This is a genomic window from Micromonospora sp. MGP-C2 (assembly GCF_057766525.1).
Map to the genome: position 1 here is coordinate 1,576,557 of NZ_JBYMEN010000002.1, position 16,426 is coordinate 1,592,982.

Annotated in this window: 19 protein-coding genes; 12 read left to right on the forward strand and 7 right to left on the reverse strand. The window is 69.7% G+C overall.

Annotated features, from left to right (window positions below; translation table 11 throughout):
• Nucleotides 1-64 precede the first annotated feature (64 nt).
• Genes AC3CF1_RS06915 through AC3CF1_RS06925 form a run of 3 tightly spaced genes read left to right on the forward strand, consistent with a single transcriptional unit; the run spans nt 65 to nt 2,186 of the window.
• Nucleotides 65-421 carry a YciI family protein gene (locus AC3CF1_RS06915; protein WP_328373575.1) on the forward strand — a complete coding sequence of 119 codons (357 nt, stop codon included), beginning with the start codon at nt 65-67 and terminating at the stop codon, nt 419-421.
• Nucleotides 418-1,683, forward strand: a complete 1,266-nt coding sequence (locus tag AC3CF1_RS06920; protein WP_488449864.1) for an RNA polymerase sigma factor — start codon at nt 418-420, stop codon at nt 1,681-1,683. The genes AC3CF1_RS06915 and AC3CF1_RS06920 overlap by 4 nt, the downstream gene beginning before the upstream one ends.
• Nucleotides 1,680-2,186, forward strand: coding sequence for an SRPBCC domain-containing protein (locus AC3CF1_RS06925; protein ID WP_488449865.1), 507 nt, complete (start codon nt 1,680-1,682; stop codon nt 2,184-2,186). Before AC3CF1_RS06920 ends, AC3CF1_RS06925 begins: the two co-directional genes overlap by 4 nt.
• A gap of 13 nt (nt 2,187-2,199) precedes the next feature.
• On the opposite strand, the gene AC3CF1_RS06930 is transcribed toward AC3CF1_RS06925, so the two are convergent.
• Nucleotides 2,200-2,415: a helix-hairpin-helix domain-containing protein gene (locus AC3CF1_RS06930; RefSeq protein ID WP_396681474.1), complete on the reverse strand. Its 216-nt coding sequence runs from the start codon at nt 2,413-2,415 to the stop codon at nt 2,200-2,202.
• A gap of 39 nt (nt 2,416-2,454) precedes the next feature.
• Entirely contained in the window at nt 2,455-2,847 is a 393-nt protein-coding gene (locus AC3CF1_RS06935) for a YybH family protein (protein WP_396681472.1), read from the reverse strand.
• 157 nt (nt 2,848-3,004) lie between these two features.
• On the opposite strand from AC3CF1_RS06935, the gene AC3CF1_RS06940 reads away from it, so the two are divergent.
• From AC3CF1_RS06940 to AC3CF1_RS06950, 3 genes are all read left to right on the forward strand, one after another.
• Nucleotides 3,005-3,646, forward strand: coding sequence for a DNA alkylation repair protein (locus AC3CF1_RS06940; RefSeq protein WP_488452047.1), 642 nt, complete (start codon nt 3,005-3,007; stop codon nt 3,644-3,646).
• Nucleotides 3,647-3,799: 153 nt separating this feature from the next.
• The gene (locus AC3CF1_RS06945) at nt 3,800-4,738 is read left to right on the forward strand and encodes a phosphotransferase family protein (protein ID WP_488449866.1); all 939 of its coding nucleotides are present in this window, start codon (nt 3,800-3,802) and stop codon (nt 4,736-4,738) included.
• Between the two features lie 85 nt (nt 4,739-4,823).
• Nucleotides 4,824-5,414 (forward strand): DinB family protein, encoded by a 591-nt coding sequence (locus AC3CF1_RS06950; RefSeq protein ID WP_328382155.1) that lies wholly within the window; start codon nt 4,824-4,826, stop codon nt 5,412-5,414.
• Nucleotides 5,415-5,502: 88 nt separating this feature from the next.
• Here AC3CF1_RS06950 and AC3CF1_RS06955 read toward each other — a convergent pair whose 3' ends face one another.
• Entirely contained in the window at nt 5,503-7,533 is a 2,031-nt protein-coding gene (locus AC3CF1_RS06955; protein WP_488449867.1) for a hypothetical protein, read from the reverse strand.
• A 159-nt stretch (nt 7,534-7,692) separates the two neighbouring features.
• Here AC3CF1_RS06955 and AC3CF1_RS06960 point away from each other — a divergent pair, with 159 nt between their 5' ends.
• Nucleotides 7,693-8,133: a hypothetical protein gene (locus tag AC3CF1_RS06960; protein ID WP_088948909.1), complete on the forward strand. Its 441-nt coding sequence runs from the start codon at nt 7,693-7,695 to the stop codon at nt 8,131-8,133.
• Nucleotides 8,134-8,262: 129 nt separating this feature from the next.
• On the opposite strand, the gene AC3CF1_RS06965 is transcribed toward AC3CF1_RS06960, so the two are convergent.
• Nucleotides 8,263-8,550, reverse strand: a complete 288-nt coding sequence (locus AC3CF1_RS06965) for a hypothetical protein (RefSeq protein WP_218906239.1) — start codon at nt 8,548-8,550, stop codon at nt 8,263-8,265.
• A gap of 51 nt (nt 8,551-8,601) precedes the next feature.
• On the opposite strand from AC3CF1_RS06965, the gene AC3CF1_RS06970 reads away from it, so the two are divergent.
• The 4 genes from AC3CF1_RS06970 (at nt 8,602) to AC3CF1_RS06985 (ending at nt 13,054) form a co-directional block, all read left to right on the forward strand.
• Complete coding sequence (locus AC3CF1_RS06970) at nt 8,602-9,111, forward strand: hypothetical protein (RefSeq protein WP_354980892.1); 510 nt, start codon at nt 8,602-8,604, stop codon at nt 9,109-9,111.
• Between the two features lie 326 nt (nt 9,112-9,437).
• Nucleotides 9,438-10,856 carry a family 43 glycosylhydrolase gene (locus tag AC3CF1_RS06975; protein ID WP_330466436.1) on the forward strand — a complete coding sequence of 473 codons (1,419 nt, stop codon included), beginning with the start codon at nt 9,438-9,440 and terminating at the stop codon, nt 10,854-10,856.
• A 36-nt stretch (nt 10,857-10,892) separates the two neighbouring features.
• Complete coding sequence (locus AC3CF1_RS06980) at nt 10,893-12,542, forward strand: RICIN domain-containing protein (RefSeq protein WP_435794734.1); 1,650 nt, start codon at nt 10,893-10,895, stop codon at nt 12,540-12,542.
• Nucleotides 12,543-12,700: 158 nt separating this feature from the next.
• On the forward strand, nt 12,701-13,054 hold the full coding sequence (locus AC3CF1_RS06985; protein WP_185755333.1) for a VOC family protein: 354 nt from the start codon (nt 12,701-12,703) through the stop codon (nt 13,052-13,054).
• 54 nt (nt 13,055-13,108) lie between these two features.
• Here AC3CF1_RS06985 and AC3CF1_RS06990 read toward each other — a convergent pair whose 3' ends face one another.
• Entirely contained in the window at nt 13,109-14,389 is a 1,281-nt protein-coding gene (locus tag AC3CF1_RS06990; RefSeq protein ID WP_354980893.1) for a GAF domain-containing protein, read from the reverse strand.
• 244 nt (nt 14,390-14,633) lie between these two features.
• Between AC3CF1_RS06990 and AC3CF1_RS06995 the strand changes: the two genes are divergently transcribed.
• Nucleotides 14,634-15,515, forward strand: coding sequence for a fructosamine kinase family protein (locus AC3CF1_RS06995; RefSeq protein WP_354980894.1), 882 nt, complete (start codon nt 14,634-14,636; stop codon nt 15,513-15,515).
• Between the two features lie 57 nt (nt 15,516-15,572).
• Here AC3CF1_RS06995 and AC3CF1_RS07000 read toward each other — a convergent pair whose 3' ends face one another.
• Both AC3CF1_RS07000 and AC3CF1_RS07005 read right to left on the reverse strand, forming a co-directional pair.
• A complete protein-coding gene (locus tag AC3CF1_RS07000; RefSeq protein ID WP_088948915.1) occupies nt 15,573-15,761 on the reverse strand; it encodes a hypothetical protein in 189 nt (62 codons plus the stop codon).
• A gap of 110 nt (nt 15,762-15,871) precedes the next feature.
• Entirely contained in the window at nt 15,872-16,348 is a 477-nt protein-coding gene (locus AC3CF1_RS07005; RefSeq protein WP_354980895.1) for an RrF2 family transcriptional regulator, read from the reverse strand.
• Between the last annotated feature and the right edge of the window lie 78 nt (nt 16,349-16,426).

Below are 16,426 nucleotides of genomic sequence, written 5' to 3' on the forward strand. Positions count from 1 at the left end.
ATCAGGTTGACTCGTCGGTGAGGTAGGCGGGCCCGGCGGGGCTCCACACGATGGGATGCGCGACATGGCGAAGTACCTGATCCTCATCCACGGCGACGAACGGCAGTGGGCCGCGATGTCACAGCAGGAGATGCGGAAGCGCGACGAGGCCCACGGCGCCTTCTGCGCCGCAGCCGGTCCGGCCGTCCTCGACGGCCAGCAGTTGGAGCCGGCGGCCGTCGCGACCACACTGCGCACCGACCCCCACGGTCGGGTGGCCATCACGGACGGGCCGTTCCTGGAGACCAAGGAGGCGGTGGGCGGCTACTACCTGATCGAAGCCCCCGACCTCGACGAGGTGATCAGCCTGGCCTCGCGGCTGTACGAGGTCTCCGCCGGGCACAGCGGGGTGGAAATCCGTCCGGTGGTCGATCAGGGATGAGCGCCGAGGTGGTCGCGGCGGTCGCGCAGGCGCACCGCCGCGACTGGGCCCAACTGCTGGCCGCGACGGCACGCCTGACCCGGGACCTCGATCTCGCGGAGGAGTGCACCCAGGACGCCTACGCCCAGGCGCTGCGGGTCTGGCCGCAGATCGGCATCCCCGATCGTCCCGGTGCGTGGCTGACAACCACCGCCCGCAACCGGGCGCTGGATGTGCTGCGCCGCGAGTCGGCGTTGCGTCGGGCTCTACCGCAGCTGGTGACCGACCAGTCGGTGTCCGGCCCCGAGGACGGCCTCGATGACGACCGGCTCCGACTCGTCTTCACCTGCTGTCATCCGGCCCTGTCCCGTGACGCCCAGGTCGCGCTGACGCTGCGGCTGGTGTGCGGGCTGTCCACGGCGGAAGTGGCCCGCGCGTTCCTGGTGCCGGAACCCACAATGGCCGCACGGATCACCCGGGCCAAGAAGAAGATCACCACTGCCCGCATCCCGTACCGTGTGCCGTCGCCCGACCACCTCGCCGGGCGGGTCAGCGCCGTCCTCGAAGTCGTCCATCTGATCTTCACCACCGGCCACACGGCGCCGAGCGGCGCGCACCTTGTCCGCCGTGACCTGGTCGACAGCGCGATCAACCTCGCTCGCATGCTGCACCTGCTCATGCCGACCGACACGGAGATCAGCGGCCTGCTCGCGCTGCTGCTGCTCATCCATGCGCGTGACGACAGTCGCCTGTCGGCCAGCGGTCGGCTGCAACTGCTCTCGGAGCAGGACCGCGGGCGTTGGGACACCCGGCTCATCAGCGAGGGGGTCGCCCTGGTGACCGTCGCCCTGCGTCGCAGACCGCCGACACGGTACGCAGTCGAGGCCGCGATCGCCGCCGTGCACGCCGAGGCGCCGACCTGGCAGGACACCGACTGGACGGAGATCGTCGGGCTGTACGACGTCCTGCTCCAGCTCTGGCCCTCGCCGGTGGTCGAGCTCAACCGTGCCGTGGCCGTGGGTCTGCGCGACGGCCCGCAGGCCGGTCTCGACGCACTGACGCCACTGCTCGCCGAACCGGTCCTGGCCACCTACGGCTACCTCAGCGCCGCCCGCGGTGACTTCCTGCGCCAACTCGACCGCTGGGCGCCGGCGGCGGACGCCTACCAGGAGGCCCTGGCCCACACCGACAACAAGGTCGAACGCGCCTTCCTCAGCGAACGGCTCGGCGACGTCCAGCGCCAGGCGTCGGCGACGATCACCTTCGAGGAGGCGTACCGGTGACAGGTGGTCGGGCCGAGCCCGTCGCGGTGTCCCGGCGGATCGCCGCGCCAGCGGCCGACATCTTCCGGATCCTCGCGGATCCTCGACGACACACCGATCTCGACGGCTCCGGGATGCTGCGGGGTGCCGTATCGGACGCGGTGGTCGCCGCCGTCGGCGACGTCTTCGTGATGAGGATGCACTACTCGCGGTATGGCGACTACGAGATGAACAACCACGTCGTCGAGTACGAGGTGAACCGGCACATCGGCTGGACACCGGAGCCGGGCCGAGGCCACCCGGACACCGCACCCGGTGCCACTCCTCGGACGCGATGGGGACACCGGTGGACCTACGAGCTGACCCCCGACGGCCGGGACGCGACCATCGTGACCGAAACCTATGACTGCTCCCAGGTGCCGGCCGACGAGCAGGCGGCGATGGACGGCGGGCGCGGCTGGATCACGAGCATGACCGCGACGCTGGAACGGCTGGAGGCGCTCTGCGCCAACCCGCGCGACTGAGGCAGCGGCCCTTTTACGAAGCCGCGAAGGCCAGCCCTTGCTCGGCCAGCGCGGCGGCCAGGATGTCGACCGCCTTCGGCCCCACCCCGTGCATGGCCAGCAGTTCGCGGCGGCTGTGGGTGGCCACCTGGGCGAGCGTGGTGATGCCGGCTTCGAGCAGGGCACTGGTGGCTGGTCGCCCGATCGGCGGCAGGTCACCGATCTGCGCGGGCACGTGTCGGGTACTCACGGAATCACGATAGTCCGCCCCGGCCGCCGGGGCCTCGGGTCACGAGCCGTCCGGAGGGTTGGCCGGCTGCTGTCCCGGCCAGAACGGCCACTCCTCGAACGACCGACAACGTCCGTCCTCGGCGAACCGCATGACCCACAGGTCGCGGTACTCCTGCTCGACCGGGTCGCCGTAGCGGACCTCGTGGCGCGACACGGCGGTGTCACCGTCGACCGCGACGATCTCGCTGGTCATCTGGAACACCTCGTCGGGGCCTTTGCGCTGTTTCTCCCACATCTGGGCGATGGCCGGCAGGCCGACGACAGGTGTCCAGTACGGTCCCTGCTGGTAGCTCGCATCCTCGGTGAAGAGAGTTACCAGGGCGTCCGTGCCGGGCGTCCGCCACAGCCGCTCGTACGCGGTGAGCCATTCGTTGACGTGCGTCCTGTCCATGGACATCACTGTGCCATTCGATGGGCCACGCGCGGCAGGAACCGACCAGCCGCAGGTCATCACCGGTCCACTGCGTCGTAAGGTGCATCTCACACCCGAAGAGCTGGAGGCTGCGGTGACCGCGACGACGCCGACCGACACGGTGCTGGCCGAGGTGATGGCCGAACTGGCCGCGCTGGAGGACCACCGGACACGCGAGGTGAACGCGAAACACGGTGACGATCACGGTGTGCACCTCGGCAAGGTTCGTGCGGTCGCCAAGCGGCTCAAGACGCAGCAGGAACTCGCCCGCCAGCTCTGGAGGACCGGCGACACCGCGGCAAGACTGCTGGCGCTCCTGATCTGCCGTCCCAGGGCGTTCGAGCGCGACGAGCTGGACGCCATGTTGCGCGAGGCACGCGCGCCCAAGGTGCACGACTGGCTCGTGAACTACGTGGTGAAGAAGAGCCCGCACGCCGAGGAGCTGCGCCTGGCCTGGTGCGCCGACCCGGACCCGGTGGTCGCGAGCGCCGGCTGGGCGCTGACCACCGAGCGCGTGACGAAGAAGCCCGAGAGCCTCGACCTGCCGAGGCTGCTCGACGTCATCGAGAGCGAGATGAGGGACGCGCCGGATCGCCTCCAGTGGGCGATGAACCACTGCCTGGCCCAGATCGGGATCGAGCACGCCGCGCACCGCGCTCGCGCGATCGACATCGGCGAACGCCTGGCGGTGCTCAAGGACTACCCGACCTCCCCGGGCTGCACGTCTCCGTACGCGCCCACCTGGATCAGCGAGATGGTGCGCCGCGCACACACCTGACCAGTGCGCCGATCGAGCGCATGGTGGCGGCGCGGGGAGCGCCCGGACCTCCCCGCGCCGCAGCTGTGCCAGGCCACCCCCGGGTACTGCGCCCGCAGAGCGGCCACCTCGACGAGCAGCGGCCGACCGACGACAGTTAGCGATGGCAACCTGATGCACAGCCCGACCGACGTCGAACTGACCCGACTCCTGCGCCAGTGGACGGGCGGGGCGGCTCCCCGGCTGCTGGGGCGGGGAATGGAGGGTGCCGTCTACGAGATCGGCCAGGAGCGGATCGCCAAGGTGTGGTTCGACGGGTCGGAGGCCGCCTTGCAGCGGGTTCGGGTGTTCTACGACGCGCTGGCCGGGAAACCTCTGCGGGTCGCGGTCCCACGGATCCACGAGGTCCACCTGATCGAGGGTCGCTGCGTAACCGTCGAGCAACGGCTGGCCGGCAGAACCATGACCGAAGCGCGGAAAGAGGGTCGCCTCACCCTCGACGAGGCCAGGTCGGCGTTCGTCGACGTGTTGGCCCAACTGGGGGCAAGCGGGCCCCTGCCCGAGGCGCGGAAGCTGTCGGTCCTGGACGAGACGATGCCGCTCTACGAGGCGGACGACGCTTTCCCTGGCGCCCTTTACGCACTGGCCACGCGTCGCGTCGCCCGATTCCGACAGGTCCTCGACCCGGCGGTCGAGGACCTCGACAGGAAGCTGGACGCGTTGCAGGACCGGCTGCGGGACGTCGACAGCGGACGACGCTCGGTCGTCCACGGCGACATGATCCCCGGCAACATCCTCATGAACGACGCCGGCGGCCCTGCCGCCGTACTCGACTGGGGCTTCCTCACGACCGAGGGTGACCCGGTGTTCGACGCCTCCGTCGCGGCCTCGATCTTCGACATGTACGGCGAGCAGGCCCTGGCAACCGAACGTGGCCTCTACGCGCAGATCGAGGAGCGCCTGGGCTACCCGCGGCAGGCGCTTCTCGTCTACCGCGCGGCCTACTCGCTGATCACCGCGAACGCCTACGACGCCGAGGGCGGGGACGGTCACTTCGCGTGGTGTGTCGCGGCCCTGAACCGGCCCGACGTCGTCCGGGCGCTCCTGGGCTGAGCACCACCGCCGGACGCACCCGCCCCCTTCTGATCTTGCAAACGTCGCCCCCACGATGGCGCAGCCCTGAGGAAGACTGGCGGTCATGGCTGACTTGAGCGATGCGAAAGCTGCGCTGCACCTCTACCTGAAGGAAAATCGCGACGACCTGCTCTGGAAGCTCGACGGGCTGAGCGAACGCGATGCGAGAATGCCCCGCACCGCGACCGGCACCAACCTGCTGGGCATCATCAAGCACTGCCTCAATGTCGAAGCCGGCTACTTCGGGCCCACCTTCGGGCGCGAGTTCCCGACGCCGGAGGAACTCGTCCCCATGCAGGCGTTCGACGAGGACCCACAGGCAGACTGGTACGCGAGCGAGGACGAGACGAAGGACGGCCTGATCGATCTGTATCGCCGGGTCGGGGTGTTCGCCGACCAGACGATCGACCAGCTGCCGCTCGACGCGCCGGGGCAGGTGCCGTGGTGGCGCCCAGGCCGGCAGGACGTGACGCTGCAGCGGATCATCATCCACGTGACCTGCGACCTCGCCCGTCACGCAGGGCATGCCGACATCATCCGCGAGCAGCACGACTCGGCGATCGGCCTGCGGCAGGACAACACCAACATCCCGGACGACTACGACTGGTCGGCGTACGTCGGCAAGCTGACGAAGCTCGCGGACCGCTTCGCCTAGGGCACCCACGAACGCGCCGCCCACCGCGGATCTGCGGCGGGCGGCGCGTGACGTCAAAGGTTCGCGCCCCGGGGGGCGGCAGAGCGGGTCACGGGCAGGGCGTCCGTGCGCAGACGTCGATGACCTTGCCGGTGAGCAGGAAGGCGGCCTTCTGTCTCTGGGCTCCGGCCTGGGCCCGTGGGAACTCGTGCGGATCCTCCCCGTACTCCGGCCCGGCCGGGGCGAGGTTCGTCGGCGGTGGCGCGTACGCCGCGCCGCTGTTCCAGATCACGAGCGCCGAGCCGGTGTACGGGTAGCGGCGGATCGGCGCGATGCCCCAGTACGGACGCACGTCCGGTGACCAACCGTCGGCGAGCGCGGGCGTGTGCAGGCGAGCCCCGATGGTGCGCGCCTGGACCTCCGCTGCGGCGGGCGAGACCTGCTGGTCACCGAAGGCCACGTGCATCAGGACCTGGTGCGGTGGGGTGCCGGGCAATGGCCGGTCGGTCATGTGCTGGGCGTACCCGTTGGCCTCGGACCGGTCCCACAACATCTGCAGCAGCGCGAGGATCAGCTGTTGGTCGACCTTGTCCGGGTAGTAGCCGTCCATGACCGACTGGAACGGGGCGAAGTCCACGCTGCGTTGCAGCAGCGTGGAGTAGTTCATCGCCGGTACGCCCAGCACTGAGCGGGTCCAGTCCTGGGCGATGGCGGTGAGGGCACCACCGTTGATGCCACCCTGGCTGTTGCCGTCGTAGTGCAGCCCGCCGGCCAGGTTGATCAGTGGTCGTGCGGTGGCGTCCCGGAACGCCGGGTGGGCGGCGAACCCGCCCGGGTGGATCATCGCGCGGCCCAGGAACAGGAAGTTCAGGAAACTCTGCTGCAACCGGTCCGCCACGGCGGGAAAGGCGCTGAGGTCGGTGAAGGCACCGGCCACGTAGGGGAGGTCACCGGCGGCCATGCCGATCCAACTGGTCGCGCAGAAGGTGAAGTTGTGGGTGTTCGACATCGTCCTGACGTTGCCGGCGTTGATCTCGGTCGGCTTGCCGAGCAGGCCATGGCCGTAGAGCGACAGGTGTGCCGGCTTCGCGGCGGAGGCGCTGCGCGGGATGTTGCAGACGAAGTCCGCCGCGATCGTCGCGCCGGACGGCGTGGGAAGGGCGTTCGGCGTCTGCGGCGTCCCGGTGCCGCCAGCGGGCCCGTAGTGAAGCCGGGAGCCCGGCCCGCCGTCGCCGGTCAGATAGGACGGTACGCCGATGGTGCCGGTCACCTGCCGGGCGATCAGCGGCTCCTGCTCCGGTGGGTAGTCGGTCACCTGGGTGACGGTGAACGACGGTGCGGCTCGGAGGCTGGCGAACGCGCTGTCGCGGACCGCCAGCATCCGCCCGGTCAAACCCTGCCGGCTGGCCACCGTGAAGTCCCAGGCCAGGTAGAGGCTGTGCCGCTTGACCCCGGCGCGGGTCAGGTCGGCGAGGATCCGTTTCATCTGCGGCGCACGGCTGTCGCGATGGCTGACGCCGGCACCGGTCACGTACGCCCTGAACGCCTTCGGTGCCGGGATCGACGCCCCGTTGCCGTCGCGCATGCCGCGCAGGCCGACGACGTAGCGGGTGCCCTCGGTCAGCGCCACCGCAGGTCGGATGATCAGCACCTGCCGGTCGGGGTCGCCGGTGGCGTGCGCGTCCAGCTCGGCCCAGTACGGCGTGCGCTCACCGGTCCGCGCGTTGATCAGCACGATCGGCGCGTCCGGTGCCAGCGAGCGGCCGATGTCGGTGACCGGCGCGATCCCGGTCGTCGTGGCGTCGAGGCCGGGCACTCGCACCAGGATCGGCGAGCCCGGGCTGAACCCGTCCTGCCGGTTCCATTCCGTCGGGTCGATCGGGGTTCCCTGCACGTTGGCGGGCATCGCGGCGGTCGCGAGCCGCACCCGCTTACCGGTGGGGCTGGTCCGGTCCGGCACGGTGAAGTAGTCGTTCGGGAAGGGCAGCAGGCAGGCCGTCGGGTCGATCGGGTCGCAGGCCTGCTGCCCGGTCGGTGCAGGAGTGGCGGGCGGTGCCGCGGCGGCCGACGCCCCGAACAGGACGGTGCCCGCGGTCACCAGCACGGACACGGCGAGACGGAGCCCTCTGATTGTGGTCACACGCATCTCCTTCGACGCAGGTGGTGTTCTTCCTACGCTCGTGAAGGAATCTCAGCAACCAGCACGACGCCCGTGGATGAGCAGGCCCCCTGGAGCAGTGCGACCGCGCCGAGGGCTCCGTCTGTCGTTGATCGGGGGCTGACAGGCTAGTTTGCTCGGATGAGTCTTCTCGATGACGTCGCCCGGCGTGACAACTGGCGATGCTGGGTCTGCGACGAGCCGGTCGACGCTGACATGTCGGTGAACGACCCGCGTGGGCCCAGCGTCGACAGCCGCACCGCGGACAAGAAGGCCAAGGTCGTCGAACGGCTTGCGCACCGCGCCTGCAACACCCGCAAGGGCGCCGTCAAGGTGGTCATCGCCTGGCCGGACCGTCTGCACGTGGTGGAGCCCGCGCCGCTGATCACCGTCGCCGAGAGGCTTGAGCGCAAGGGCGGCCGGGAGTTGGTGGCCCGTTGCCCGAGCAGGAAGGACGCCCAGGAGGCGGCGGACTGGCTGGTCGACCGGTTTTCCCGGCTGGTGCCCGGGCTGCCGGTGACCGCGAGCGTCGACGCGGGTGGCGGCCAGTATCTCGTCGCTCTGGCCACCGGCCGCCGCTGACTGGCGACCTGGCCGGCGGAACGTCACCGGCCAGGACCGCCCCGCCACGGGTACGGCAATGCGTCCGGACGCTGTCCGGACGCATTGGCATCGGCAGGTCGCTGACCGGCCGGTGGGTAGCAGTCTTGCTCAGAAAGGGGGTGCGTCCTGGCCCATCAGCGCCAGCACGACGCCTCCCTTTCCGCTCTTGAGGCCCTGAACGACGACCTTGCCGGTGCTGCCGTCGGGCAGCTCCAACGTGAAGGTCTTCCCGACCGCGTTCTTGGGGCCGTTGCCGGCGCTGTTGGCAGGTCGGAAGTCACCTGCCCACGGCGGGACCCCGCCCCTGCGGGCGGGCTCGGCGAAGAGAGCGGCGGTGCCGGGGGTCCTGGTGCCATCCGACGAAAGGAGCACTGAGGCGCTGCGAAAGGTAGCCATATGCGGCAAGGATATCCCGGACCGCGCCCATTTGCGCCACCGCGGCTCCCCGTGACGCGCCTGGTGCGCAAAGGGCACTATCAGCGGATGGGCGACCAACCGAAAAGTGTGCGTGCACGGGTGCGCCACCACCTGGCGGACCGTTCCTACGTCGTGCTGATCGACGGGCCCGATGGCGAGGTGGAGGTCGGTCGTACCCGCCGGACGCGTGAGGTGCTGTCCATGGCGCGAGCCGGGGCCGCACGTGCGGTTGGTGTGCCGGAGGGTGGTTTCGACCTCAACGACATCGCCCTCACGTTTGCCCGACCGTCCTACGGGACGGACGGGCAGTGGGTCCGCGTCGTCGCGGCGGAGGACCCCGACGACCCTTCCGAGGCCAGCGAGATCGGCTTGCTGGGCAGGGCGTACTGGTTCGATCACGAGGCCGCGTGGTTCGTGACGGTGACCGGCTCTGGCACCGGTCTCCATCCCAGCGAGCACCTCGACTTCGCCCCGTCCGTGACCGACGAAGAGGTCGCCGCGTTCGATGAGTACATCTCGGGCGCCAACCAGACACCTTGACACCTGTCGATGTTAGCGCCAACACTGAGACCGCAACCTGGGCGCAACGCCACCGTCATATCTCGCGATTCACTCGCGCATCGACCCCGGCGGGGCGCCGCAGGCTGGCGGCGCCGTCACCTGGGCGTCGCGGCCGGTTCCGGCCCCACGTGCTGCTCGGCGTCGACCTGATCGGCCACGACGCCACCGGCCGGCACCACCTGCGCCGATGAGTCGCTCACCAACCGTACGGAGGACAGATGCCGCTGCCACTCCACCCACGCGATCCGCTTGCCCGCCCGGCAACCGGCCGGGGGCCTGCCGGCCGCCGACGCCTACGGTCGGTCGTGGCCGCGGTGTTGGTGGTGCTCGCCGTGGCAGCCGGCCTGCCGGCGGCCGGGCCGGCGCACGCCGCACCGGCGGTCAACTACACCAACCCGCTGGTGAACCAGAGGGCCGACCCCCACATCGTCCGGCACACCGACGGCTACTACTACATGACCGCGACGGTGCCGCAGTACGACCGGATCGTGCTGCGACGTGCGACCACCCTCCAGGGCCTGGCCACGGCGGCGGAAACCACGATCTGGAACCGGCACACCAGCGGCGAGATGGGCGCCCACATCTGGGCGCCGGAGATCCATTTCATCAACAACCGGTGGTACGTCTACTTCGCCGCGGGCCGCACCGACGACGTGTGGCGGATCCGCATGTACGTGTTGGAGAACTCCAGCGCGAATCCGCTGACCGGGTCGTGGACCGAACGAGGTCGGATCACGACACCGTGGGACACGTTCAGCCTCGACGCGTCGACCTTCGTCGCCAACGGGGTGCGTTATCTGACCTGGGCGCAGCAGGAGCCGGGCATCTCCAACAACTCCAACGTCTACCTCGCCCGGATGGGTGCCAACCCGTGGCAGATCACCGGCACGGTGACGCGACTCGTCGTGCCGACGTACGACTGGGAGACCCGCGGCTACCGGGTCGCCGAGGGACCGGCGGTGATCCAACGCAACGGCCGCATCTTCCTGACCTACTCGGCCAGCGCCACGGACGCCAACTACTGCCTCGGGATGCTGAGCGCCTCGGCCACCGCCAACCTGCTCGACGCCGCCGCCTGGAGCAAGAGCCCCAACCCGGTGTTCGCCAGCAACGCCGCCACCGGTCAGTACGGCCCCGGCCACAACTCGTTCACGGTCTCCGAGGATGGGCAGAGCGACATCCTGGTCTATCACGACCGCAACTACCGTGACATCAGCGGCGATCCGCTCAACGACCCGAACCGGCGGACGAGGCTGCAGAAGGTGTACTGGAACGCCGACGGCACCCCGAACTTCGGCATCCCGGTGCCCGACGGGGCCACACCGGTGCGGCTGCGTTCACACGATCTGACCAGCAGCTACATCCGGCACTACGACTATCGGGCCCGGGTCGAGCCCAACGTGGCCAACCTGGCCGACTCGCAGTTCCGCATCGTCAGCGGCCTCGCCGGGGGCGGGACGGTGTCGTTGGAGTCGACCAACTTCCCGGGGTACTACCTGCGTCACCGTGGCTACGCCCTGTACGTCGAACGGAGCGACGGCTCGTCGCTCTTCGGCGGCGACGCGAGCTTCCACCGCCAATCCGGCCTGGCTGCCAGCACCGGGGTCTCCCTGGAGTCACAGAACTTCCCCGGCCGGTACGTACGCCACCGCGACGGACTGCTCTACCTGGAAGCGGTGAGCACGAGTGCCGAGCGCGCCTCCGCCACCTTCCACCTGGAATAGCCGCGGGACCACTCCCCCATCGAGCCAGGAGCACCGATGACCCCCACCACCACGAGACCGTCCAGCCACGGCTCGATCCGCCGCGGCCGGCGTACCGGCCTGGTTCTGGCCATGATCACCGCGCTGGTCGGTGCCGCCGGCGCTGTGCTGGTCGGCGCGCCGCCGGCAGCGGCGGCCACCATCGACACCAACGCCTACTACGTCCTGGTCAACCGGCACAGCGGCAAGGTCCTCGACGTCCGGGACACCTCGACGGCAGACGGCGCGGTGATCCAGCAGTGGTCCCGCAACGACGGCGAATGGCAACAGTTCCAGTTCGTCTCGTCCGGCAGCGGCTACTACCGCCTCAAGGCTCGACACAGCGGCAAGGTCGTCGACCTCTGGGAGTGGAACACCGCCGACGGCGCCGAGTACCGCCAGTGGCCGGATCTCAACGCCACCAACCAGCAGTTCCAGGTGCTCGACTCCGACGGCGGCCATGTCCGGCTGATCAACCGCCACTCCGCCAAGGCACTCGAGGTCTGGGAGCGGTCCACCGCCGACGGCGGCCGCATCAGCCAGTACACCGACCAGAACGGTGCCAACCAGCAGTGGCAGATGGTCCAGGTGGGCGGGGGCAGCACGCCACCCGGCTGTGGCAGCGGGTCGACCAACGCCGAGGCCGTGCTGAGCGGGAGCACCTGGACGGCCCGTAACGGCTCGTCGACGGTCTATTCGGGTACGAGCATGTTGTCCGCCATGCAGGCGGCGGTCAACTCACTGTCGGCCGGTCGGACGTCGAAGCAGCGGGTCGTGGTCCGCGGCTCCGGGTCGATGAGCGCGGGTTCACGGCTGTCGCTGCCGTCGTACACGACGCTCGCGGTGTGCGGCACGATCAACGTGACCGCATCGGGCTCGGGCGACCAGGCGCCGGTCTACTCGCGGGGAACCACGGATGTCGAGGTGCAGAACCTGACGCTGACCGGGTCGCCGTTGTACGGCATCTTCATGCGCAACGTGAACAACCTGACCCTCGGGCAGATCGACATGCGGCTCTCCGCCGGCCTGGGAGTGCGCATCGACAACCACGGCGGAGATCGGTCGGTCAAGGTACGCAACGTCCGCATCGACACCGTGTACGTGTCAGGCACCGGCACGCACGGGGTGGAGACGTACGGCGTGGACGGTCTGACCATCGGAACTGTCACGGCGCGGAACACCCGGGACTCCGGCCTGCTACTCAACGACACGATCAACGCCACTGTCGGCACGGTCGACGCCCAAGGCGCCGGTGCCGGCACCGGGTACGCGGCTTTCCGGATGGCCAACCGCAACGGCCGGGTGGGCAGCTCGTATCCGACCAACATCCGGGTCGGAAACGTGATCGCGTCCGGGGGTGGCCGCGGGATCTTCTGCGTCTCCGAGTCCGGTGGCGCGGTCATCGACCGGGTGACGATCTCGAACACGGGGAACAACTCGATCCTGGTGGAGAACTGCTACAACGTCGTGATCGCCGGGGTGTCCGGGACGGTGACGGGCGGCGGCGAGATCAGGATCGCGTCGCGGACGGAGTTCCCGATCTCCTCCGGCATCCGGTTGCAGAACCTGACCGTCAGCGGCACCAACATCACCCAGAGTCCCTGCGGTGGCGCGAACAACACCATCAGCAACGTCACCCGGATCAACTCGACGCTGACCTGGTGTTGAGAGGCTGGCCGTCGCGTACTCGATGAAGGGCGGTGGGTCCGCGCACGTTGCGGGCCCACCGCGGCGCTGCCTCCCGACTCCCCGCGCGGCGATGAGCAGGTATGGACGCACGACGCAGGATGATGAGCGGATTCCACAACTCGAAGCAGGAGGTCCGCGTGCGCGTCGTCCGCGTCCTGGCCAACCTTCCGGTGCCTGACATCAGCGCCGCCAAGGGCTTCTACAGCGACTACCTCGGGTTGAGCAACGAGGAGTTCAACCTGGGCTGGGTGGCCCGCTACACCTCGCCCGACAGCGGCGCGAGCGTGCAGCTCGTCTCCGGCGACGCGTCCGCACCCGAGGATTCGGTCATCTCGGTGCAGGTGGACGACGTGGACGGCGCCTACGCGGAGGCACAGCGCCTCGGTTACGCGATCGTGCACCCGCTGACCACTGAGCCCTGGGGAGTGCGGCGGTTCTTCGTCCGCGCTCCGGACGGCAACGTCATCAACGTGGCAGCCCACAGTTCCTGACCAGGGACCAGGGCGACGGCCGGGCCAGCCAGGTGCCGGCCGTCGCAGACCTCGTCAGCGGTTGAGGTAGGCGGCCAGGCCGCCGAGTTCCTCGCTGGCGATGAACACCGAGCGCACGTTGAGAAGGGCCTCCTCGACGTGCGCGGTACAGCCCCATGCCGAGTCACCCCACGAATCAGCGATCTTGATCTCGGCGGGTGCGGTGCAGCCGGGAGCATCGCCGAGCTGGCAGTGCTCCGGGTGTGGCAGGGCAGCCTGCGCGGCTGCGGCGGCACGCATCCGCGCGGCGAGTTCTGCGGAGGCAGCAGCACGCTGCTCGGCCTCGGCGCGCAGTTCCCGCTCCACGCGTAGCACCCTGGCCAGCTCGTCGTGAGCCGCCCTGGCGCGTGCTTCGGCGGCCGTCTTCGCCTGTTCGATGTGGTGGCGTTCGATGGCCAGGGCCGCGGTGCCGGCGAAGACCCGGGTGAGAGCGAGGTCCGAGTCCTGTGGGACGCGCGGGGTGCGGTGGTACATGGCGAACGTGCCCAGCAGGCCGCCGTCGCGAGCCAGGATGGGAGTGGACCAGCAGGCCGCCAGACCGGCCCGGTCGGCCAGATCCCGAAAGTCGTTCCAGAACGGGTCGGTGGTGATGTCGGTGACGATCACCGGCTCCCGGCGGTGGGCGGCGGTGCCGCAGGAGCCGACGCCTTCGCCGGTGGCGATGCCGTCGATGGCCTGGTTGTAGAAGGCGGGCAGGCTGGGGGCGGCGCCGTGGCGCAGGTGCCGGCCGTCGGCATCGGCGAGCAGCACCGAGACGAGCACCTCCTGCGGTGCCAGATTCTCGATACAGCGGGCCATCCCGTCAAGCACCTCGGTCAGGGGCGCCTGGCGGGCGATCTGCTCCAGCAGGGCGCGGTGTTCGGTCATCAACCGTTGGGCATGCTTGACCTGGGTGGTCTCCACGCCGAGCACACGGATCCCGGTCACCGCGCCGGCTGCGTCTCGACGCGGCTCGTAGGAGACATCGAAGAAGGCCTCCCGGGCCTGCGGGCCGACGCCCAGCACGACCCGGACGTCACGGCCGACGTACGCCTCGCCCGTGCGGTAGACCTGATCCAGCAGAGCGATGAAGCCCTGATCGGCCAGCTCGGGCATCACGTCCACGAGCGCGACCCCGGTGCGGACCCGTTCCTGACCGATGGTCTCGAAGAAGGCCCGGTTCGCCGTCTCCACCACATGCGCCGGGCCGGTCAACGACGCGAAGACGGCCGTGGACTGCCCGAACAACGCCCGCAGATCCTCCTCAGCCGATCCTCGCCCGGCAACCGCCGGATCCGCGGCAGGCACCGCCGTCATGTCGTGGTCCGCCTCTCCTCGAATGCGTGGATGGTCCATGACCCACTGGCCGGTGACGGAGGCCAACCACCGCCGTCGGTCACGTGTTCGCACCACCAACCTACGGGACACCGCTCAGGTGTCCACAGGACCGTGGCCGCCTACGCTGGCATCGACGTGAAGGCCGGGCTGACAACGGTTCCTGGTGGCCGCCGGGGGCGTGCAGCCGCAGGCAGGGGTGCACGCAGATGAGAGGTGTGTCCTGATGAGCTCGACGACGACGCTGCTGGAACGCCTGCTCCAGGCCGGGATGAGCGAGGTCGTCACAGTGGAGCCGGTGACGGGCGGGGTCGCGGCGCTCGCGGGCATCGCCACCCGTCGGGACGCCCCGTCGGTGTTCGTCAAGGGCTTCGCCGACGCGCCCGCCGAGGGGGTCTTCGTCGCGGAGGCCGAAGGGCTGGCCGCCCTACGCGAACTCGGCGGCATGGCCACACCCGAGGTGCTCCTGGTGGACCCGGAACTGCTCGTGTTGTCGGTGCTGCGCCCGAGGCCGCAGACCGAGAGCTTCTGGGAGCAGCTGGCGCACCTGCTCGCCCGCATGCACACGAGCACGACCCATCCTCGCTTCGGATGGCACCACGACAACTGGCTGGGCCGCCGCCGCCAGGTCAACACGTGGCATGACGACGGGTTTGCGTTCTTCGCAGAGCACCGGCTGCTCCGGTGGCTCGGGGAGCCCCGCGTCGAGGCGGCGCTCGACGCGGCGGACCGGGCGGCACTGGAGCGGCTGTGTCACCGACTGCCCGACCTGCTGCCGGACCGGCCGGCGTGCCTGACACACGGCGACCTGTGGACGCAGAACATCATGGCCACCCCGGACGGGCGGCCCGCGTTGATCGACCCGGCCGTGTCGTACATGTGGGCCGAGGTCGACCTCGCCCATGTGTGGTCCACCTCGCCCCCGCCCGAGGCGCAACGGTTCTTCCAGGTCTATGCGGACCTGACCTCTCTGGACGACGGCTGGCAGGCCCGCATGCCAGTCGTCCAGCTGCGACAACACCTCGCCGTGCTGGCCCAGTTCGACGACGACTGGGGTGCTGGCGAGCAGATCCGCGCCACCCTTGCCCCGTTCCGGACGCGATCCTGACCAGAGGCCCGGCAGTTGACCGCCGCAACCGCGCGAGCGGCCGCGTCGGAGCGGGTCTCACGGACGAGCGTCGTCATCATCGCCGCCCCGCCCGCGACCAGGGCGACGCCCACGGACGTTGACGGCGGCCACCAGGGTGACGACCGCAGCGGTCAACTGCAGCACACCACCGAGCAGATCGACCAGGCTGGAGATGGCGCCAGCGTCGGGAACAAGGTGCATCGCGGCCTCCGGGTTCGTGCCCACCGTCCGCTTCCTGCGGAAGGCCCTCCCCCGGGCCCAGCGGTAACCGCTTGGACGCCGCTGCCATTGTGGCACCCTCCCGCACCGCAGAGGAAGGGGCGAACCCGGTGGTCCTAGCGCAGCTCCGCGATCCTGGCTCGGGTGTTGGCCGGGGCTTCGGGGTGCCCACGCTCGACATCGGCCCTGACGTCAGCCACCGTCTTGCCGGCAAGCTCCCGTCGCCAGGCCAGTTCAGCGCCCCGCATCGTCTGGGCGAACGCGCAGGACTGTCGATAGTCGACGCCCGCGTGCTCGCCCGGCCCCTTGCTGAGAATCTCGTCGCACTGAAACAGCTCCTCCGAGCCCTCGATCGCGACCACGATGTCCAACAGGGAGACCGCCGCCGGGGCCCGGGCCAGCCGGAAGCCCCCGCGCGGCCCTGAGGTCGACGTCAGGATCCCGGCTCGGACCAGGGCTTGGAGCTGCTTGTTCAGGTAGGCCGGAGGCAGCTCATAAAACGCCGCGAGGATGCCGGTTGACACGGGCGCGTCCATCCAGCTCAGGTTGAGACACGTGTGGAGGGCCCACTCGACGCCCTGACTCATCCGCATAATCCTGGATTCTACATGTCCAGAACCTGTGACTCACGCCACGATCACTGGCCTGGAAGATTCTGGACACCTAATGTC